The organism is Hoskinsella mucinilytica (genome assembly GCF_045223415.1).
In the GTDB taxonomy this organism is placed as follows: Bacteria; Bacillota_I; Bacilli_A; order Erysipelotrichales; family Erysipelotrichaceae; genus Hoskinsella; species Hoskinsella mucinilytica.
The window spans coordinates 1-21,629 of record NZ_JBEQZJ010000052.1; the positions used below are offsets into that span (position 1 = coordinate 1).

Here is a 21,629-nt window from a genome sequence, read left to right on the forward strand (position 1 = left end):
AATTATAATATAGAGGTGATGGTGATGAATTTTCGACAACTAAACGTATTTGTACAGGTAGCAGAAGAAGGAACTATGACAAAAGCCGCACAGAAATTATATATGACACAACCTGCGATTTCTCATATGATCCATGATTTAGAAGAAGAAATCGGAGTTGCTTTATTTGACCGTATCGGTAAGAAAGTATATTTGAATGCATATGGTAAGCAATTTTTAGATAAAACACGCCAAGTTTTGGATGGATATGAAGAATTAAAAAATGGTCCATTATCTCCACCCATAAGATTGGGATCTAGCATCACGATTGCGAATTTTTGGTTACCTGAGATCCTTCAAGCCGCCAATCAACAAGGCATACGTGTCATTGTCGAAGTGGATCGAAGTGAAGAGGTCTATCAAAAACTCACTAGAAATGAATTAGACATTGCGTTGGTTGAGGGCATCATCCAAGATGAACGTATGATACAAATTCCATTTTCCGAATATGATCTACATGCAATTTGCGGCATGAAACATCCTTATGCCGATAGGCAAAGGATAACGTTACAAGAACTTTGTGAGGAACCGCTATATTTACGTGAAAAGGGAAGTGCCATTCGGGAAGTCTTTGATGCAGCGCTACATTTGGCTAACATGTCAATACAACCTGTGTATACCAGTGTGAATTCGCAAGCCATTATTTCCGGTGTGAAAACAGGGCTGGGCATGAGTATTTTACCAGATCTGCTGGTAAAAGAAAATCCAGCCATTCATAGGCTGGATATCGAAGGTGTCTTACTACATAATACCAATCGATTGATGTATGGAAAGGATAAATATCAAAGTGAAGAAATGAAAGCTTTGATACAAATCATCTTATTGAAATAAACTTAAAATATCTTCTTCACTCATAGAAGTAATGCTACCCTCACTACCTTGTGTAAAGGTATTACTTAAATCCATTTTCTTTTCTTGAAGCTTTAAGATTTTCTCTTCGATACTGTTTTTCATGATCAATTTATAGACCTGAACATTTTGTGTTTGTCCAATACGATAAGCACGATCCGTTGCTTGATTTTGAGCTGACATATTCCACCATGGATCAAAGTGGATCACAACCTCAGCAGCCGTTAAATTCAACCCTGTTCCTCCTGCTTTTAAAGAAATCAAGAATACATCCGCTTCCTTATTTTGAAAACGATTGACAGCTTCTCTTCGTGCTTCTTTGCTTGTTTCTCCTGTCAGTTTTAAATAAGTGATGTCTTGTTTCACCAACTCATCTTCCATCAGATCCAATAAGGAAGTAAAGCTGGAGAACAACAATACTTTTTTATCATTGGCTTTAGCGGAAAGTATAAGATCCATACAGCCTTCCAACTTACTGGAACAAGTATCTATATTTTCATACAATAGTCTTGCATCACAACAAATTTGACGTAATTTGGTCATCATAGCCAAAATCTGAAAACGATCAAAGCCTTCCATATTCAGTTTTTTCTGAAGATCTTTATTGATCTGTACCAAATTAGCCACATACAGCTTTTCCTCTTCTTCACTGAACTCTAAATATTGAACCTTCTCTATTTTATCAGGTAATTCCTTTAAAACATCTTTCTTTATACGGCGAAGGATAAAAGGTTCAACAAGTTGTTTTAGCTTAACGCTGCGTTCCTCATTATGGTATTTGACGATCTCACGTTCATAATGCTTGCGGAAATAATGATAGTTATATAAATAACCGGGCATCAAAAAGTCGAAGATGCTCCAAAGCTCTGCCAATGAGTTTTCAATCGGAGTACCGGTCAATGCAAAGCGATGTTGTGCCGTTAACGTTTTAACAGCACTTGCATTTTTTGTGGTATGATTTTTGATATATTGTGCTTCATCCAACACAAGATATGCAAAGGTATGGTTTTTATAACATTCATGGTCTCTTCGAATATAATCATAGCTTGTGACGATCACATCATAATTTTGAATCTTTAAGATCTGTCCTTGACGTTTGCTAGCACTACCATGAACACAAAGACAATGTAATTTTTTACTGAATTTTTGAATTTCCTCTTGCCAATTGAAAATTAAAGAAGCAGGAGTAATGATAAGCGATATGGAATCCGGATGTTGATTTTTTTCATCCTCCAATAAGCAAATCATCTGTAAGGTCTTGCCAAGTCCCATGTCGTCAGCAAGGATACCACCAAAGCCATAAGCACTCATTGTTTTTAACCATTGAAAGCCAAAGACCTGATAATCTCTTAATATTTGTTCATAACCCTCAGGTAATGCAAAGCTATCCTGTTGGATATGACGCATATGTTTTAATGTTTCCTCAAAGGTAGCATTGCGAATGATTTGCGCATGTTTGGTATTGTTCGTCAATTCATCAAGCTCAAAGCTATGGAAAATAGGAAGGGAAATACTTCCATTGGAAAAATCTTGCGCAGTCAAGTTCAAGTCTTCCATCATATCATTGATTTCCTTAATGTTCTCTTGTTCCAGATAAATTAAATCACCATTTTTGAGACGATGATATTTTTTCTTTCTTCGATAACTTTTTAACACAGCATAGATTTCATCTTGTGGGATGTGAACGGAATTGACATCAACCGCAAGCAGATTATTTTCCATCCGAATACCAATTTGAAATTTGACTGATTTTGGAGCATTCATCTGTTGTATGGTATCACTGACAAAGACATCACAAAATCCATCCAAGTAAGATAGACCATCTTGAAGAAAGCCCATAAGCAAATGAGAATCTGCATGGATATAAGCTACGCCGGCATCCTGATCTATCACATCAGCATAAGATTCAACGAGCATTTTACAACGATCGATCAAGATACTTGACATACTCTTGGCATCAAAGATAGAACAATTCAATGCATCTCGTCTTGCATAGATTCGTATAGAAAGATCACCGTTTTCTTCCATATCCACAAAACAACTTAGCTTTGGTTCTTCCAGCTGATATTCCTCGATACTATCTCCCTCTAATGTGACATGATCTTCGATTTGAGGATAGACATACGTACAAAATTCTCGCATATCATCTTTTTCAATAAGAATTTGACGTTGTTGTTTCAGTTGTTCTAAAAGATAGGTACAAGTATCAAAGATTTCTTTTTGAAATCGGTGGAAGCAATCATCTTCATACAGATACCAATAAGAATGACCCTTATAGATGCGATCAAAATTCAAAGGAGTGGTTAATAAAAACCCTAACTCATCTTTTTTGATATGTAGAGGTATGGTATCTAATTCATCTATCGCAAAGCTACAATTGATCGTTCCATTTCCTTCTTCGCTATAAAAGTCATAAAAATCATCCAAACTGCGATGATCCAATACTAAATTACGCTTATCCATATATCCATATTCCAATTCACTGATATGCTCATTGCGATAACGCTGTAAAAATTGAATGGTTAGTTTCGCTGTTTCATCAAAGGCATCAGGATGATGAGTGAAATTCAGATTTTTACCATAATATACCTTAGCTCGTTTTTCTACGGCATCTAAAAAAGTAAGAATATTCTTTAATACATAATATTTTTCGTTTCCTAGTTTATAGCTGATGGTTAATGCGTGATTACGATCATCAAGAGTTGCGAACATTTTCACTTTATTAGAGAGTAAATTTGCTTGAAATTCACCTTCACTCATTCGCTTATAGGTATTTAAAAAGGTTTTCGATTGTTCTATCTGACGTTGTATCAGCCAATCTTGAAGCTCTTTTTCACGCTCAATTCGTTTTTCATAATAATAGGGAAAACTGGATGGTGTGATGTCATTTAAAAATAAAAGAACAGCGCCTACATGACCACAAGCGTATTCTTCATCACAATAACGACATTCACAAGAATACTGATGAATGATGCCAGTTTCCATCAGTGTGACATTCACATGGTTACGATAAGAAAAGGCTTCAACAACTGCAAAGATTTCATAACAGTGATTTGCGTGATCGTGATGAATTTCCATGTTTTCTACGACACCTTTTTGATGATAATTTCTTGCGACAGCCCAATTTCGTTCATTGAAAATACGTGGAATTTCGCTTTCTAGTATATACACTTTACGATCACCTGCTTTCTGCTATAGGTATTGTATCAAATTTCAGCTTTAACTTTAAGCGGTTTTATCAGTAAATTCTAAATTTTTTATAATATAAGTATGCTATTCAAATCTATGATAAATTCAAGAATCGAGATGACCATCGAAAAATCAAAAAAAAGAAAATAATGATTGACAAATACTAGTGAAATAAGTAAAATATACGTGTTGCCGAAATTGGGGTATAGCCAAGCGGTAAGGCACCAGACTCTGAATCTGGCATTTCCTTGGTTCGAATCCAAGTACCCCAGCCAATGAAAAAATTAAAGTCGCTTAGGCGATTTTTTTTCTTTTTTATGCTTTTGAAATCATCGCATCAAAAAGGTGATATCACGCTTCTGTATAAGGATGATGTTTGATCCAACGCCGATAAGAAGTATCTCTTTTTCTTTCTAGAAATTCCTCATGAGGAAAATGCAAAGGATTCATTCCTGTTTCCTTATATATATTTAAGATATCAATGGCGTCTTCTACTAAAGGTTCTAAACGCATGATGCCATATAATCTTGCTGGTATGATATAGATTGGGATACGTACCTTATCTTCCTTGATCAAATTTTTTGCGGTATGAATTGAATGGGGACATACCAAAGCAAGGTCATATTTTTCTTGATGCTTTGGTAAAAATACAAGTGGCAAGTAATCAATAGATACTTTTGTTTCCCAATTTCTTTTTTCAATTGTGCTTTGAAATTGTGCAGATAATATACTAGATGACATTCCTCCACCGCAACATACAACCAAACGTAACATGAAGCTCCTCCTTAGGTCGCTTTTTAGCGACATTATACTAGTATCGTATCATAAAACTTAGTGATTGAAAAGAAAAAGTTATAATAAATAGAAAACGCTTTCGTGAGAATAAAAATTATATGTAATCCTGTTGATCATTATCGTGATAATGGAAACAATAAGGTAATAGAAAAGTAATCACCCTCTTTAACTTGTCTAGAGTTAGGACGATTAACATATTATAATTGGAATGCAAGAGGTAGATCATCAATGGATCATTTTATTTCCCGATTATTTTTCAATCATGCTTTGAAATTATGCGAGTAATACGCTAGATGACTTTTCTGCTAATCATGACATACAAGCTAATGATTAGCTGAGTAAACAAGGATATACTTTAGAAGAAAAGTATCGTATAATAAACGTGAATGGAGGGACTGTAAATGACGAATCTTGATGAAGTGCTGACATTTAGTGAGGCTGCGGAAAAATGGGGCCTTGCGGATGGAAAATCCATTAGAAAAGCAGTGGAACGGCATCGATTTGAACCTTATGAAATCAAGAAAAGTGGTAATGTTTGGCTTACAACTTATGATGCAATGTATCGAGTTTTTGGAGCACCACGCAGTCATCCTATGACCATATATTATTTTGATTTTTATGAAGATACCATGCGAAGTAAAGTAAGCGAGTTGTTTAAAAAAGCAGAAGAAGAAATAAAAAAAGGTGAGATGGTATCCATCGTGGAAAGTAGAGAACGTCCGGATCGAATTTTCTGTATTTTGAAATCTATGGAAGAAATGGAAGGACTAAAGAGACGATTACGATACTATTTAGAATTTGATGATGTATTTCAAGATAAAGAGGAGAAGCCATATGAAAAAAAGAATGTTGGAATGTAAAACGTTTGAAGCAGAAGTAGTGGAAAAGAAAGTATTGCCGTTTGTGGACATCGCAGGAAATCGAGGAATACCGGTACCTGATCCTGTTTATCAGATCATCATGGAAACTCCAGAAGGAAAGATGGAATTTAATGTGAGTGAATTTGAATTTGAGGTTTTGGAAATCGGTGATAAGGGTTGTTTAAAGGCAGGAATCTATAAGCATTATAATGAACTCATCAGTTTTGGCGATAAAATCTTTGAAGTAAAAGACTTATAAAAAGAGCATTGCTCTTTTTTTGATCCACAAAATAAGAGAAGTCTATATATAGAAAAACAAGCAAATCTGTTTTCCTGTTTGTTTTTCTTATAATGAAATGTTATAATGCAACCATGTGACTTTGGAGGTAAATGAAAACTATGATAGGAACAAATAACCTTAGCGTTCGTTTTGGCGCTAGAACTTTATATAAAGATGTGAATTTAAAATTTACAGATGGCAATTGCTATGGATTGATCGGTGCCAATGGTGCCGGGAAGTCTACTTTTTTGAAAGTACTTGCAGGAGAATTGGCACCGGATACCGGCGATGTTTATATGGGACCACATGATACCTTATATACACTAAAGCAGGATCATTTCCAGTTTGATGAATATCCTGTGTTAGAAACCGTATTGATGGGAAATGAAAAGCTATATCAAATTATGAAAGATAAAGAGGCACTTTATACAAAAGAAGGAGAATTTACAGAAGCGGATGGTCAACTTGCCGGAGAATTAGAGGAAGCTTTCGCTGATATGGACGGATGGAATGCAGAAAGTGATGCCGCAATGTTATTATCCGGACTTGATATACCTGTAGAGCTACACACTTCTTTAATGAAAGATATTACGCCTGCACAAAAGGTCAAAGTGCTATTGGCACAGGCATTGTTTGGAAAACCTAGTACCTTATTACTAGATGAGCCAACCAATGGATTAGATCTAAAAGCTGTGGCATGGCTTGAAAACTTTTTGATCAATTATGAAAGTACAGTCATTGTTGTATCTCATGATCGACACTTTTTGAATAAGGTTTGTACGCATATTGCGGATGTAGATTATGGAAAAATAAAAATCTTCACAGGTAATTATGATTTCTGGTATGAATCCAGTCAGTTGCTTTCTAAACAAATGAAAGATGCCAATAAAAAGAAAGAAGATAAGATTAAAGAATTAGAAGCTTTTATTGCAAGATTTTCAGCAAATGCAGCAAAAAGTAAGCAAGCAACTTCTCGTAAGAAAACATTGGATAAGATTGTATTAGATGATTTACAACCATCTACAAGAAAATATCCATTCATTGATTTCAAACCGGAAAGAGAATCAGGAAAATCAATCTTGTTTTTAGAGGGTATTGGAAAAAATATAGAAGGAAAACAATTATTACACAATATTTCATTCTCTATGATGAAGGGAGATAAGGTTGCTTTGATTGGTAATCCATTACAAACTTCGCTGTTATTGAAGATCATCGCAAAAGAAATCACCATGGATGAGGGTAGTATGGAAATCGGTCAAACGATTACACCTTCTTATATCCCGGATGATAATACTTCCTATTTTGAAGGAGAACAAAATATATGTGAGTGGTTAAGCCGATATACGAATATAGAAGATATGTCTTATATTCGTGGATTCTTAGGAAGGATGTTGTTTAGCGGAGAAGAAGCATTGAAACCGGTCAATGTGTTATCCGGTGGTGAGCGTGCTCGCTGTATGCTTTCTAAAAGCATGTTAGAAGCACCAAACCTATTGCTTTTAGATGATCCAACCAATCATTTGGATCTGGAAAGTATCCAAGCATTGAACAATGGCTTAGTAAGCTTTAAGGGAGAAATGATTTTTACCTCCCACGATCATCAGTTCATTCAGACCATTGCCAATCGTATCATAGAGATTACAGAGGATGGCATTATCGATCGACGTATGAGCTATGATGAATATTTGGAAAGAGAGCTTGGAATAGAAGAATAATGAAAACGGAGACGATGAAGATTGAAGTCGTCTCTTTTCCTTATAAATCAACGAAAAAACAGCTTTCAATCTTGCGAAACTACCTTGATTAAGGTATCATAGATATGCGGAATGAAAGGATGACAATATGAAAAAGGTAAGAACAAGATTTGCACCTAGTCCAACAGGCTATATGCATATAGGAAACTTAAGAACAGCGCTGTTTGAATATCTGATAGCAAAGCATGATGGAGGAGACTTTATTCTGCGTATTGAGGATACCGATCAAGAGCGTTTGGTAGAAGGTGCTGTAGATATTATTTACGATACTATGAAAGAGGTTGGTCTAAATCATGATGAGGGACCGGATATCGGTGGTGACTATGGACCATATGTACAATCTGAACGATTACCAATGTATAAGAAATATGCAGATGAATTGGTTGATTTAGGTGGAGCACATTATTGCTTCTGTGGTGAAGAAGAGATCGAGAAACAAAGAAAAGAGGCAGAAAGCCTTGGTATTTCTTTTAAATATGATGATCCTTGTAAACACATTAGTATGGAAGAAGCAAGAGAACGTATTGCCAAAGGTGAAAAATATGTTGTAAGACAAACCATTAAGCATGGAGGAGAAACTTATTTTGATGATGAGGTTTATGGAAGAATCGAAGTTGACAATAGTATTCTTGATGAATCAGTATTATTGAAATCTGATGGATATCCTACTTATAATTTTGCCAATATCATTGACGATCATCAGATGAATATTACACATGTCGTAAGAGGAAACGAATATTTATCTTCTACACCAAAATACAATTTAATTTATCAATCTTATGGATGGGATATCCCTACCTATGTACATGTTCCACCTGTAATGAAAGATGAACAACATAAGTTAAGTAAACGTAACGGAGATGCTAGTTTTCAAGATCTAGTGAAAAAAGGTTATTTACCACAGGCGATTTTAAACTATATCGCACTTCTTGGTTGGTCACCTGAAACAGAACAGGAAATTTATACCTTAGATGAATTGATCAAAGTATTTGATATTAAGCGTATTAGTAAATCTCCGGCTATTTTTGACATTGATAAACTAACATGGATGAATGGTATGTATTTACGTGCTATGAATGAAGAAGAATTCTTTACTTTAGTAAAACCTTATATTGAAGAAGGTGTACATAGCAATGTTGATTTACGCTCTATCGCAAAAATTCTACAACCACGTACTGATGTTTTAACAACCATCCCGGAAGCAGTAGACTTTATCGACGAATTACCTGAATATGATAATGTGATGTATATTCATAAGAAAATGAAAACAACTTATGAAATTGCCTTAACTGCATTAAAAGAAGCAAACGATGCATTATCTCAATTACAAGATTGGTCAAGTGAGGAAACCCTGCATGAGTTATTATTATCTTTACCGGCAAAACTTGGAATGAAAAATGGACAGGTATTATGGCCAGTACGTACTGCTATTACTGGTAAGCAGTTTACACCTGGAGGAGCAATTGAAATTGCACACATCTTAGGAAAAGAAGAAACGTTGAAACGTATCGCAATAGGTATTGAAAAATTAGAAAAAGAATGTACTCAATAAATAAAAGCGAAGGTATGAGTACCAATGTCATCAACTTAAGGTAACTTGAAAAAAAAGAGTATTCAGTATAGAGAACAATCAAATGTTCCTAGAGAGAATACTCTTTTTTTGAAATATAAGTGCGCAAAAAAAATACGAATCAAACAGAATTTTTTCATTTCACACTACATTAATACGAATAACGGTAAGTCGTTCTATGTTTATTTACACGCTTTTTCTTCCTGCTATATATACTGTCTCTATCATGGCGTATAGGACAAAGATGACGCATCATTTCCTTGTCCATTTTTATTGATGCTTTCTTAGCTAGTTTAGGCTGGTCATAATACACAAATATCTTTAACAGATAGTGCTTTAATTTCCCGCTCGCATAATTTCTGTTAAATGCCATCTCATATTTATATCTTTCCTGTTGTATTTTGCTTAAGTTTTCTTTTGAACATATAATATCGGATATGGCATTATATACTAATGCACATGCGTATATATCCTGTTTGATCAATTTTTCTCGATAACCTGAGAATTCTTCCATCTTTAACTGTGACTTCATGGATCGATAACAGGTCTCTATGTCCCAGCGCAGATGATACAGTTCTTTCATACTTTCTGTATCAAAATCAGTATCAGAAAGATTTGTTAACAATATCTCTGTCGCTGTACTTCCATCATTGAGTACAATTTGGAATTTTACAAAACGTAAATGATAGGTGGTATTCATGAGTTTTATCCGAAATGCGCGATCTTCACGAAAGTCATTACTCCGCAATCTATCATATATGACATCAATCCATTTATCATCTTCATCACCATGAAGTTCCGCACATTCCCTCTTGAAATCATTTGTTTTTAATCGAAAGACAAAATTTTGACCGCTGTCTGACATCTGATCAATCAGTTTTATAGAAGGGTATCCTCTGTCAAATATACAAACCATTTTTGATCCTTGGGGTAAGATAGCACGTGCATAACTCAGATGATCTTCTGCACTTGATTTCTCACTGTATTTATACGAATTTATAGATATATCTAAAATACATTTATTGATGACATCAAAAATACTGGAAGCGGAACCCATCACTGGATCATTATCAACATCATGCAGTTTTGTTTTCCAAATCTCTTTATTATCTCGCCATTTAGGTATTAAAAAATCACTTCCATCAATCGCCATAATATAATAACCATTTAATTTTAATAATTTCTTTTCTGCATATACATCTCTGTTAATATCATGAAGAATTGTACGAAGTGCATCAGGGTTAAATTTCATCCGTGCATTAAAATAACCTGTCTGTGATATTTCTATATTTTCATCTACTTGCTCATAAAAGTCGGAAATTTCATTCTTCTGTGATTTTCCGGTTGTGGCAAGCATCTGCATAAAAATATGAGGCAGAAGAATTTTTCTTTTTCTCGTAAAAGCGCTTGGATTATCTCCACGTATTTCACCAATATATTCATTTTCAAGCAGAAAGGCGGTTTTATGAATTCTGTACAGGTAAGTTTTTTCACACGACATCATAAGGTATCCTCCGGATAGACCAATAATGGTTTATTCTTAGCATAAGCTGCTTTAAGATAAGGAATTTGGTCTATAGTGACTTCACCAAGATAAGCAACAGTTTCCTGAGAAACTTTTGAGCCATTTCTAGTAGATTTTACAATACTGGCATAAATCTTGGAGCCTTTTTTCCAAGTTCTCACATACATAACAACACCATTATACACACTACAAATTGATCAAAATATATATTTAATAATGTATAATTATCCTTTCATTACACACTACAATTATAACATAATTAAAGGCGAAATAGATACCCATTTCGGATATTCATTTCACCTTTTTTTCGTTTCCCATGCAATAAACTACACATTTGTCAAGATACCTTAAGTTGATGACATTGGTATGAGTACCTTCGCTTTATTATAATAATTGCAACATCCATTGCATGCTAAGGCATACCAATGTAATGCATATCCAGCAACAAAAGCCCATGAAGATCGGTTTTCCGCCACTTTTCACAAGCTGTACCAAATTGGTATGAAAGCCAATTGCTGCCATAGCCATGATAATAAAGAATTTACTAAGCTGTTTTAGAAAACAGACCAATCCCAAAGGTAAATTACATATGCTGGTAATCAAGGAAGCGAACAAGAATAGAAGAATAAAGAATGGGAATATCTTTTTGATATCAAAACTACCTTGTGCTGTTGTTTCTTGTTTTTTTGCTTCTTTGACACGTAAGATCGCCAAAACAAGTGTAATCGGAATAATGGCTAACGTTCTAGTTAATTTCACAATGGTTGCATGATCCAACGTATTACTTCCATGAATGCCATCCCATGCGCTTGCAGTTGCTGTTACAGAAGATGTATCATTAACGGCAGATCCTGCAAAAATGCCAAAGCCATGATTAGATAATCCTAATGCACTACCTAAGGTAGGAAATATCAGAGCAGCTAAAATATTGAATAAAAAAATAACAGAGATGGATTGTGCTATTTCTTCATCTTTTGCCCCTATGACAGGTGAGGTTGCCGCAATTGCAGATCCGCCACAAACAGAAGATCCTACTCCAACCAATACAGAAGTATTTCTATCCATTTTTAGAAGCTTGGAAAGAAGGAAGGATACGATTAAAGAGGTTGTGATGGTCGATAGAATAATAGGAAGTGATTCAGAGCCGGTTTCAAATACATCTTGTATATTTAATCCGAAACCTAATAAGATAACAGCATACTGTAATATCTTTTTTGATGTGAAGGTAACACCTTCATGGAATCTATCCTTCTTTTTTATCCATTGATTACATATCATTCCGATTAAGATTGCAAAAACAGGACCGCCAATCAGAGGAATCTGTTGACCTAATAAAAAGGAAGGAATGGCGATCAAAAGGCATAATAAAATGCCAAAGCTATTTACTTTTATTGTATTCATACAGTTCTCCTTTACAACGGTTTCCATTATATACCAGCTTCTTAAGAATCAAAAATTATAAATATTTATATGAGAATAACGAAAATTAATAGTCATGAATAACGCATAGTATCATAAGATGATATAATATTAACGAGGAGTGATCATGATGACACAAGAAATCGAAACAAGGATCCAACAGTTTCTTAAAATAAGATGTAGTGCAAAAGATACCATTAATGCAATGCTTGAAATGGAATTTGTAGATTATGACATAGAACATAAAAGTGTGACCTTAGCTTTTCCAATAAAAACATGGGAACTAAATCCAGCAGGAAATATGCACGGTGGTATGATTTGTGCAGCCCTTGATGTAACGATGGGATGTGCTTCTTTCATTTACAGTAAAGCTGCCTTTACGCCAACGATACAGATGTCTGTGAACTTCGTAAAGGGAATCAAAGCTGGAGATACTTTGTTCATACAGGGAATCTGTGATCATGCAGGTTCAAGAATGGCTCAAGCAAGATCCATTGCTTATGTAAAAAAGAGCGGGGAGGTTGCGGCAACTGGTAACGGTTCTTATGCTTTAAATACATATAAATAAATGAAAGATACTGTTTTTTTGGGATTTTCATGATAAAATGAATACAATAGAAGGTGGAAAAAGGAAATAAAATTATGAAAATTAATCAGTTAAAAAATTTTGTCGCAATCGTTGATTACGGAAGTATCAATAAGGCATCTGAGCGATTATATGTTTCTCAACCTGCATTAAGTCGCTCCATACAGGCGTTAGAAGAAGAAATGGGAAAGGAGCTTCTAGTTAGAAGCAATCATGGGGTATCCATGACCCCAACCGGAAGGCTATTATATTATTATAGTCAATCCATATTGAATGAATTAAGTACATTGGAAAAATTGAAGCGATTAGGTGAAAAGGCAATTTATTCAAAATTGAGCGTTTCTATCAATAATATCTTTCTAAAAGATGATTTGATCTTACAATGTTACGAAAAACTGTTAAGTAACGAAACAGAAATTCAAATGATGGAAACAACGGCAGAGGATGTATTTAATGATGTCATAAATTCTAAATCAGAATTAGGTATTATGATCATGAATGACTATCAATTACCAGTCTTGAAGAAAATGGCTGAAATTAATAATTTGGAATTATTCATCATTGGAACAGGGCCGATTTATATTCATGTGAATGAGAATAACCCTTTAGCCTCTAAGGATGCCATTCGATTTTCTGAACTTCTGGATTGTACTTATATTCATTTACCTTCTGATTTTTTCTCTAATTTGAACCACTCCATTAATATCGATGGAATTCAATTGACAAGCTTTCCCAAAACTTTGGTCATGAGTAACTACCATGCCATTTTAAGCATACTTAAGAAAACCAATTCATTCTTGGTGGGGCATAGGTGGCAAGTGGATGAATTAAAGCATTCTAAGGTAAAGAGCTTATTGTTGTTGAATAGTGATATCAATAAGCATTTTGTCATTCTTAAACGTAAAAATGAATTGTTTTCAGATGCAGCAGAAATCTTCTTAAAGATCATCAATGAGAACTATGCACAAATGTAGCTATGCAAATAATGCATAGCCAGCACTTGGGTAATTGGCATTATACAAACTTATTAATCTCGACTATAATATGGGTGTAAGGTAAAAGAAATAAATATTTACCAATACTTAAAAAAAGATTACCAAAAAGATAATCGAGAGGAGATAAGATTATGAAAAAGAGTACGTTATTATCACTAGCTACAGCAGGGGCTATCGTAGCAACAAGTGTGGGGACTTTCGCAGCATGGGATGTTACCCAAGTAACAACAGAGACAAAAAGTTTAACTTTAGGGAAGGCAGTAGTGGTTCAGGCGACATCAGGTAATTTGACGAAAGATGTAAAAAATAATTTGAATAATGATGAAGGTGAAAGTATTAATGGCGATATAACAGTAGATCTTTCATCAGTTGATACGCCTTTACAAACTAACCGTTCATTAGAAATTACGCCAAATGTGAACTTTAAAAATGGAGATGCCGCAATTGCAGATGTAGTAGAAGGTACTGATTATACAGTTGAAGTAAAGAAAGCAGATAAGGTTCTTACTTCTACAGGTGGAGTTGTGACAGATGATTCAATTGATACTTTTGATGCAAATACAAATAAATATACAATTGTAGTTACACCAAAGAATTCTACTAAATTGTCTGAAAAGACTATAGAAATATCTGCTACAATCGAATTGAAGTAAATTAAAGCCGTATCAAACGGCTTTTTTACTAAACAAATGCTGATATCTATAGTAAAATAAAAGACAAAGGGGAGTTGTTTATGCAATGAAACTGCTAAAGAAAATAACATCCATATTAAGTGCTATATTTTTGATAGCACTTTTTGTGCTTGTTGTTTCTATGCAGTTGTATCCTGAAGATACTTCAAGATTTATTGGATATCGATTCTATACAGTGTTGACCAATAGTATGGAACCAGTGATACCAACATACTCTCTTGTTTTTAGTAAGATGATAGATGAAGATGATCCAATACCACCTGATACTATCGTTACCTTTCAAGCGAATCGATTCGGAGAAGATATTTTATTAACACATTATTTTAGAGAAACACAAATAGGTAACGATGGAAATCTTTATTATCGAACGCAAGGAGCAACCGCACCGGACTATGATAATTATGAAACAAGCCGAAGTGATATCATTGGTACTTATGTATTTCATATACCATACTTAGGCAAAGTCTTTTTGTTTCTGAAAAGTAAATTTGGATTTATCATGTATGCAGAATTATTTGTGATTTGGTTGGTCAATCAAACAATCAAAACACGATGGGATGAAAAAGCACAAGAAAAGAGAATCAAAAAGAAACGACCGTTTGCAATTACAGAACTATCAATGGAAGAACATGAAGGATGTCTGATGCTTACGGGATATTTAGAAAACAGAATGAAAAAATCCGCAAAATATGTTGTAGCGAAGTTAACATTCTTTGATTCAGAGAAGAATATAGTAAAAGAAGATAAATGGTATTTGGTAGGAAGAGAACCACTGAAACAAAACGAAAAAGTGCCTTTTACCTATACGATAACAGAGCCAGAAGATGTGAAGGATTTCGAGATTCATATCATAAAATACAAACATTAGTCAGCTATCATTTCAATAGCTGGCTTTTTCAAATTGAAAATAGGGAAATCACTAGGCGAAATCATAGAAATGGAGTACAATAGTTACTGGAAAATATAATGGAGGTTACATATGACAATCATAGAAAAATTAGCAGCATTACGTGTTTTGATGAAAGAAAGAGATTTAGACGTTTATATGATTCCTACTTCAGACTTTCATGAAACAGAATATGTTGGAGAACACTTCAAAGCAAGAAGCTATATGTCAGGATTTACTGGTTCACAAGGAACTTTGGTCGTAACGACTCAGGATGCTGCATTATGGACAGATGGAAGATATTTTATTCAAGCAGCAAATCAATTGAAAGACACTACGATCACATTGATGAAACAAGGAGAAGAAGGCGTACCAACCATTGGACAATATATATATGATCACATGACAGAACAGGGCGGATTGGGCTTTGATGGTCGTGTTATGAATACGAAGCTGGTTAAGGGTATTTTGTATAAATTGCAAGAGAAACAAGTGCGAGTTTCTTATGAGGAAGATTTAGTGGGGATGATTTGGAAAGATCGTCCTGGGTTGCCTGAAAAACAAGGCTATTTGTTAAAGGAAACATATAGTGGAAAAAGCACAAAGGATAAATTAAAAGACTTGCATGAAAAGATGGGAAAACATGGAGCAAGTCATCATATTGTTACATCATTAGATGATATTGCATGGATTACGAATATGCGTGGATGGGATATCGCATGTTATCCGGTTGTTTTATCTTATCTTGTATTGACATTGGATGGTGGCACCATTTATGTGGATCAGAAAAAACTGACAGAAGAACTGATTCAAAATTTCAATGAAAATCATATCGAGATAAAAGACTATCACGATATTTATGAAGATGTGAAAGCAATACCAAAAGATGCTGTAGTTCTGTTAGATAGTAGCGTAGTTAATTATGCAATTACACAAAATCTTCATGAGAATATCAAATTGATCGATCATGTGAATCCAAGTCAAATGATGAAAGCAATGAAAAATGAAGTTGAATTAGAAAATAATAGAAAAGCACATATCAAAGATGCAGTGGCGATGACCAAATTTATGTATTGGTTGAAAAAGAATGTTGGAAAAGAAAGCATTACAGAAATAAGTGCAAGTGAGTATCTAAAGAAATTACGTATTGCGCAAGGAGCAATCGATTTGAGCTTTCAAACGATATCAGCATATAAAGAGCATGCAGCGATGATGCATTATAGTGCAAATGAAGAAAGCGATGTTGCTTTGAAAAACGAAGGAATGCTGTTAGTGGATAGTGGCGGACAGTATATGGAAGGAACCACAGATATTACCAGAACGTTTGTATTAGGACAAATCACAGAAGAAGAGCGTTTTTATTTTACAACCGCATTGAGAAGCAATATTGCGCTAAGCAAAGCAAACTTTCTGTATGGATGTCGTGGTATGAATTTAGATATCTTGGCAAGAGGGCCATTATGGGATCATCAGATGGATTATAAATGTGGTACAGGACATGGCGTTGGTCATCTATTAAATGTGCATGAAGGACCAAATGGTTTTCGTTGGAAAATTGTACCTGAAAGAAAAGATAGCTGTATTTTAGAAGAAGGAATGACACAATCCAATGAACCTGGCGTATATGAAGAAGGTAAATTTGGTATTCGTCATGAAAATGAGATGGTTGTTCATAAGGGAGAAAAGAATGAATATGGACAGTTCATGTATTTTGAAACTATCACATTTGTTCCATTTGATTTAGATGGATTAGATGTTTCACTGATGACCCAATATGAAAAAGAATGGTTAAATTGGTATCATGGACAAGTTTACGAAAAGGTATCTCCATTCTTAAGTGAAGAAGAAACCATATGGCTGAAGGAGGCTACAAGAGCTATCTAAGATAGCTCTTCTTTTCAGTTATGAAATCTATCTTCGTGGAAATTCGATGTCCTTATTGTGGAGCAACTTCTTATCATAAAAGTGAAACATTATTATTAAAAGGATTTGAAACAAGCTTTGATCTTCAATTGAAAGATGGAAGCTTTTTTCGCAAACACTGTCATATATGTGGTAAGGATAATACTGTCATTCATCCTTTAATGTATGTGGATAAACAGCATCATTTCGTTTTATTGATCAAGGCAAAGAAAGAACAAAAAGAATCAGATCATGAACTTCATAAAGGAGATACTCATCTTATAAAACGTTATATATCTGATGTTGAACATATAGGTGAAAAAATAAGCATATTAGAAGATGGATTGGATGATCGATGCATTGAGATTTTAAAGGTAAAGTTATGGTTGCATTATCGAAAGACAGACAAACAATTAAACTCAATTCAGTATCATGATTATGATGCAAAGAGTAAAACATTATGGTTCGATATAGATATAGAGGGTAGAAAAGATATTGCTGGAGTCGAATATACAAGTTATGAAGCTTTGAAACTGAAGATGTTGAACATGCCATCAAAGTTTTTTGAAATTGATCAGAGTTGGGCGTTGACATGGATGAAAACACAATAGTTTACCTTTTATCATACTAGATTGTATTTTTCTATTATATGCATTATAATGAAACCACTTGTGAAGAGAGGGATAGGATGGATACTTCAGATACAACACAGATAGGTTTTACTTTTCAAATGAGTCTGGATTCTTTTCTTGAAGAAGTAGATACAGAGAGAAAAACAGAATCTCAAAGCTATCAAGATGCGCTGAAGATGTTACAAGAGGCATATCGATATCGTAGTAATCAAAAAAAATGCGATATTGCGAAAACGGCCATTCAGATTTGTAAAGATTGTATTGAAGCATATCTGATGTATGGAATGTATGCAAGAGATATCTATGAGAAAATATCAGTTTTACGATATGGGATGGAATTGGCAGTTTTGAATATCGGTAAGGAATTTTTTTTAAGAAATATAGAAGATTTTTACGAACAGGATGTCGCAAAGCCATTGTTAAGGATCAAGTATGCATATGCTGTATGTTTATATGAAGCAGGTAATGTGGGAAAAGCACAAAAGCAATTTCAAGAAATATGGAATCTTAATCCATCTGATGTTTTTAATGTAAGGCATTATTTATATGCAACTTATTTATATTTTGAACAATATGAAAAATGTAGAGAGTTATTGTCAAAAGAAAAGCAAATGGATGCATTTTTGATATATACGGATTTTTTTCTGTTGTTGAAAGAAGAGAATATAGAAGAGGCAATGATCAAAGTAGCGGAATTACAAAAAGCGAATCATCATTTGTATGATATTTTGACATATCGTTCGATGAATACAACTGCTGCATATTATCATCCGTTACCAGGGTCTTTTGAAGAGGCTGCTTATATTTATAAGATCTTATCTAAGATCATTTTATCAATGGAACATTTACCAGTATTTTTGATTGATCATGAAAATCAAAAATAATAGGCATTTTTCGTCAATTCGTTTGTAAAAGATTTTCAAAAAGCAATTTTCGTTTTATAATATTGAAATCACATGAAATTTTTGTATATAAAAGAAAGGTTGTGTAGCATGAAAGTAAGTAGGGAGAGATTGCAAATAATTGGCAAGATGATTGGCATCTTGAGGGAAGAGAAAAGACAGAATAAGCAAAATAGTTGGACACAGATTAGATTTTGTGAAAATATTTGTAGTCCAAACACTTTAAAGAGTATAGAAAGTGGCAAGGTAGGTAGATCTGATGCTATTTATGAACAATTGCTTGCTAAGTTAGATTTAAAGTATGGAGAGTTTCCTGTTATCGATGAAGCTATTCAAAATATTATTGATGAATTGTATGAAGCGATTGAATATTTTGATAAAGATAGGATAAATAAACTTACTAATAAAGCTTTAAAGGTATTGGAGCAGGTCAAGATGTATATATACTATTCAGAATTACATGATATTATGAGCGACATAAATAATTATTATGTAAATATTAGTCCTATATATGTAAAAAAAGCAGAACATTATTTAGAGACAATGAAATTATTTCCAATAGAAATGAGAGATATTCTAAAATTATTAATTTTTGCTGGAGTAAAACTTGAATGCACTAGTAATGTAGAGCTGTATGAACAATATGTTAACAAGTTAGATATAAAAAACACCAATCTACCTTGTTTCAAAATTAATTTGTTACATTATTATCATATAAAAAATGAAAGGTTTAAAATCATAGAATTAATTAAAGAACTAGAAGAAGTTTTTATAAAGGAAAACAATATAATAAGATTATTAGGTGTCTATAATGCAGGTTTATCTAGTTTAAGTGTGATTGATAATACATTAAGAGATTTGTATCAAAAGAAAGTCTTAAATATAATTGCTACTCATGATATACCAATTGTTCAAAAATCGGAAACGTATGCTAATATTGCTTTTGGTTATTATAATCAACATGATTATAAAGATGCTTTAGGATACTTATATAAATGTATAGAGGATGGTTGCAAAGATTTATTAGGCTCGTATCTGATTATAGCAGATTGCCAAAATCATTTAAATATGCATATAGATGTTCCTGAATTAGATAAAGAAAGCTTGAGGAAATATTCTAGAGAAATACGTTCTATTTACAATTACTTTTTAATGTATAAAGGTGAAGAAGTACCCAATACATTTAAACAGAAAATTTTAATTAAGAAAATTGCACCATTATTAGAAGATGAATGGATCATTGAGGTATTTAGATTTGAATTAAACAAATTAGTTAAGGAAACGAATAGTTATAAGGACTTATATTTGTTTGAACAAATTGTTAAAAAAAATATTGATAAATAGTTGAGTTGATGATTTTTTTGAATTATGACGATAACAGATAAAAAAATTTAAAATACGTAATTAGAACTAGATTACTTGTATTTATAATCCATTTGCAATAATATATTTGTGTACTCCTTAACGGGAGTATCCTAAATTCTATTCGAGGTGTTAATGGGTGGATTTTACTAGAAGTATAATTAACTTAATGTGCGAATAACTGAACAAATATGATGTACTCTATTTTATGCTTTTATGTAAATTTCAGGGAAGGAAAGCGGTTAATCGATTTTTAATCGCTTTTTTACTTTCATTATCAAACAATTAATGATAAACTGGTCGTAGGAAGTGATAGATTGGCGAAGTTAAAATTACAACATTTATGTAAGCAATATCGTGATATTATTGCATTAGATGATTTTTCATTAAGGCTGAATGATAAATCATTTGTTGTATTAGCTGGACCAAGTGGTTGTGGGAAAACAACCTTATTGCATTGTATTGCAGGATTGCTTCCATTAGATTATGGTCATATTCTATTAAATGATAATGAAATAACGAATATGAATTCAGGTGATAGGAATATTGCAATGGTTTTTCAAAATGCTGCTTTATTTCCACATTTGACTGTTTATGAAAATATTTCTTATGGTTTAGAATTTCAAGGTTTTAATAAAAAGCAGATAGGCGATTCAATACATGAACTTACAGAAATACTTTCAATATCATCGCTTCTTAATCGGAAATCAAGTACATTAAGTGGTGGACAACAGCAAAGGGTGGCAATTGCTAGAGCACTTGTTAGAAAACCTGATTTGTTCCTTATGGATGAGCCACTAAGTTCCTTAGATGCAAATTTGAAATCTCAATTACGTATTGAAATAGCTCAACTTTATCAAAAGCAAGATGCAACTTTTGTTTATGTGACACACGATCAAACTGAGGCAATGACCTTAGCTGATGTGTTAATCGTGATGAGGGATGGTAGGATTCAACAAATTGGGAAACCGAAGGATTTGTATCATAATCCTATAAATTTATTTGTTGCTAATTTTCTTGGAAAATATGGAATAAATAAGATTGAAGGAATAATAAAAGGAAATAAACTCTATTTTTTTGATCTTATACATAGCCTTAATTTAGAATATGAAGATCAAAAGATTTTGCTTGGTTTCAGACCACAGTTTGTTTTTGTAGATTCAAGGGGAATACAAGGTACGATTATTCTTATAGAAGATATCGGGGATGAGATTTATTATCATATTTTGGTAAATGGTATCAAGCTTATCATGAAGTATAAAGGTGTAAAAGAGTATCAATTAAATGATAAGATACTAATAAATTTTGATTGGAAAAATGCACTATTTTTTGATAAGACTACGGAGGAGAGAGTATTTATTGGCTAGAGAAGGCGAAAGCCTTCTTTTTTTC

Annotated in this window: 19 protein-coding genes and 1 tRNA gene; 15 read left to right on the forward strand and 5 right to left on the reverse strand. The window is 33.5% G+C overall.

Going from position 1 to position 21,629, the window contains the following annotated elements:
* Positions 1–870: LysR family transcriptional regulator (locus UGRO018_RS15480; protein ID WP_416327408.1), on the forward strand; the 870-nt coding region annotated here is incomplete at its 5' end.
* Here UGRO018_RS15480 and UGRO018_RS15485 read toward each other — a convergent pair.
* Entirely contained in the window at positions 859–4,059 is a 3,201-nt protein-coding gene (locus tag UGRO018_RS15485) for an SNF2-related protein (RefSeq protein ID WP_416327409.1), read from the reverse strand. The genes UGRO018_RS15480 and UGRO018_RS15485 overlap by 12 nt on opposite strands.
* A 217-nt stretch (positions 4,060–4,276) precedes the next feature.
* Here UGRO018_RS15485 and UGRO018_RS15490 point away from each other — a divergent pair.
* A tRNA-Gln gene (locus tag UGRO018_RS15490) sits at positions 4,277–4,352 on the forward strand.
* Between the two features lie 76 nt (positions 4,353–4,428).
* Here the strand turns inward: UGRO018_RS15490 and UGRO018_RS15495 are convergent.
* A complete protein-coding gene (locus UGRO018_RS15495; RefSeq protein WP_416327410.1) occupies positions 4,429–4,851 on the reverse strand; it encodes a PTS sugar transporter subunit IIB in 423 nt (140 codons plus the stop codon).
* A 422-nt stretch (positions 4,852–5,273) separates the two neighbouring features.
* Here UGRO018_RS15495 and UGRO018_RS15500 point away from each other — a divergent pair, with 422 nt between their 5' ends.
* From UGRO018_RS15500 to gltX, 4 genes are all read left to right on the forward strand, one after another.
* A complete protein-coding gene (locus UGRO018_RS15500; RefSeq protein ID WP_416327411.1) occupies positions 5,274–5,732 on the forward strand; it encodes a helix-turn-helix domain-containing protein in 459 nt (152 codons plus the stop codon).
* Positions 5,707–5,991 carry a DUF2500 domain-containing protein gene (locus UGRO018_RS15505; RefSeq protein ID WP_416327412.1) on the forward strand — a complete coding sequence of 95 codons (285 nt, stop codon included), beginning with the start codon at positions 5,707–5,709 and terminating at the stop codon, positions 5,989–5,991. Before UGRO018_RS15500 ends, UGRO018_RS15505 begins: the two co-directional genes overlap by 26 nt.
* 140 nt (positions 5,992–6,131) lie before the next feature.
* Positions 6,132–7,727 carry an ABC-F family ATP-binding cassette domain-containing protein gene (locus UGRO018_RS15510; protein ID WP_416327413.1) on the forward strand — a complete coding sequence of 532 codons (1,596 nt, stop codon included), beginning with the start codon at positions 6,132–6,134 and terminating at the stop codon, positions 7,725–7,727.
* A gap of 127 nt (positions 7,728–7,854) precedes the next feature.
* Positions 7,855–9,318 carry a glutamate--tRNA ligase gene (gene gltX / locus UGRO018_RS15515; RefSeq protein ID WP_416327414.1) on the forward strand — a complete coding sequence of 488 codons (1,464 nt, stop codon included), beginning with the start codon at positions 7,855–7,857 and terminating at the stop codon, positions 9,316–9,318.
* 169 nt (positions 9,319–9,487) lie between these two features.
* Here gltX and UGRO018_RS15520 read toward each other — a convergent pair whose 3' ends face one another.
* From UGRO018_RS15520 to UGRO018_RS15530, 3 genes are all read right to left on the reverse strand, one after another.
* The gene (locus tag UGRO018_RS15520) at positions 9,488–10,840 is read right to left on the reverse strand and encodes an IS4 family transposase (protein ID WP_416327415.1); all 1,353 of its coding nucleotides are present in this window, start codon (positions 10,838–10,840) and stop codon (positions 9,488–9,490) included.
* A complete protein-coding gene (locus UGRO018_RS15525) occupies positions 10,837–11,028 on the reverse strand; it encodes a 2-C-methyl-D-erythritol 4-phosphate cytidylyltransferase (protein WP_416327416.1) in 192 nt (63 codons plus the stop codon). Before UGRO018_RS15525 ends, UGRO018_RS15520 begins: the two co-directional genes overlap by 4 nt.
* A 217-nt stretch (positions 11,029–11,245) precedes the next feature.
* The gene (locus tag UGRO018_RS15530; protein ID WP_416327417.1) at positions 11,246–12,262 is read right to left on the reverse strand and encodes a YeiH family protein; all 1,017 of its coding nucleotides are present in this window, start codon (positions 12,260–12,262) and stop codon (positions 11,246–11,248) included.
* A 145-nt stretch (positions 12,263–12,407) separates the two neighbouring features.
* On the opposite strand from UGRO018_RS15530, the gene UGRO018_RS15535 reads away from it, so the two are divergent.
* From UGRO018_RS15535 to UGRO018_RS15575, 9 genes are all read left to right on the forward strand, one after another.
* Positions 12,408–12,848, forward strand: a complete 441-nt coding sequence (locus UGRO018_RS15535; protein ID WP_416327418.1) for a PaaI family thioesterase — start codon at positions 12,408–12,410, stop codon at positions 12,846–12,848.
* A 74-nt stretch (positions 12,849–12,922) separates the two neighbouring features.
* Positions 12,923–13,840 (forward strand): LysR family transcriptional regulator, encoded by a 918-nt coding sequence (locus UGRO018_RS15540; RefSeq protein WP_416327419.1) that lies wholly within the window; start codon positions 12,923–12,925, stop codon positions 13,838–13,840.
* 152 nt (positions 13,841–13,992) lie between these two features.
* Positions 13,993–14,514 (forward strand): hypothetical protein, encoded by a 522-nt coding sequence (locus UGRO018_RS15545; RefSeq protein WP_416327420.1) that lies wholly within the window; start codon positions 13,993–13,995, stop codon positions 14,512–14,514.
* 85 nt (positions 14,515–14,599) lie between these two features.
* Entirely contained in the window at positions 14,600–15,421 is an 822-nt protein-coding gene (locus tag UGRO018_RS15550; RefSeq protein WP_416327421.1) for a S24/S26 family peptidase, read from the forward strand.
* 111 nt (positions 15,422–15,532) lie between these two features.
* A complete protein-coding gene (locus UGRO018_RS15555; protein WP_416327422.1) occupies positions 15,533–17,323 on the forward strand; it encodes an aminopeptidase P family protein in 1,791 nt (596 codons plus the stop codon).
* Positions 17,324–17,358: 35 nt separating this feature from the next.
* On the forward strand, positions 17,359–17,952 hold the full coding sequence (locus UGRO018_RS15560) for a CpXC domain-containing protein (RefSeq protein WP_416327423.1): 594 nt from the start codon (positions 17,359–17,361) through the stop codon (positions 17,950–17,952).
* Positions 17,953–18,029: 77 nt separating this feature from the next.
* On the forward strand, positions 18,030–18,857 hold the full coding sequence (locus tag UGRO018_RS15565; RefSeq protein ID WP_416327424.1) for a hypothetical protein: 828 nt from the start codon (positions 18,030–18,032) through the stop codon (positions 18,855–18,857).
* A 108-nt stretch (positions 18,858–18,965) separates the two neighbouring features.
* The gene (locus UGRO018_RS15570; RefSeq protein WP_416327425.1) at positions 18,966–20,219 is read left to right on the forward strand and encodes a hypothetical protein; all 1,254 of its coding nucleotides are present in this window, start codon (positions 18,966–18,968) and stop codon (positions 20,217–20,219) included.
* Positions 20,220–20,554: 335 nt separating this feature from the next.
* Positions 20,555–21,604, forward strand: a complete 1,050-nt coding sequence (locus tag UGRO018_RS15575) for an ABC transporter ATP-binding protein (RefSeq protein ID WP_416327426.1) — start codon at positions 20,555–20,557, stop codon at positions 21,602–21,604.
* Positions 21,605–21,629: the final 25 nt, after the last annotated feature.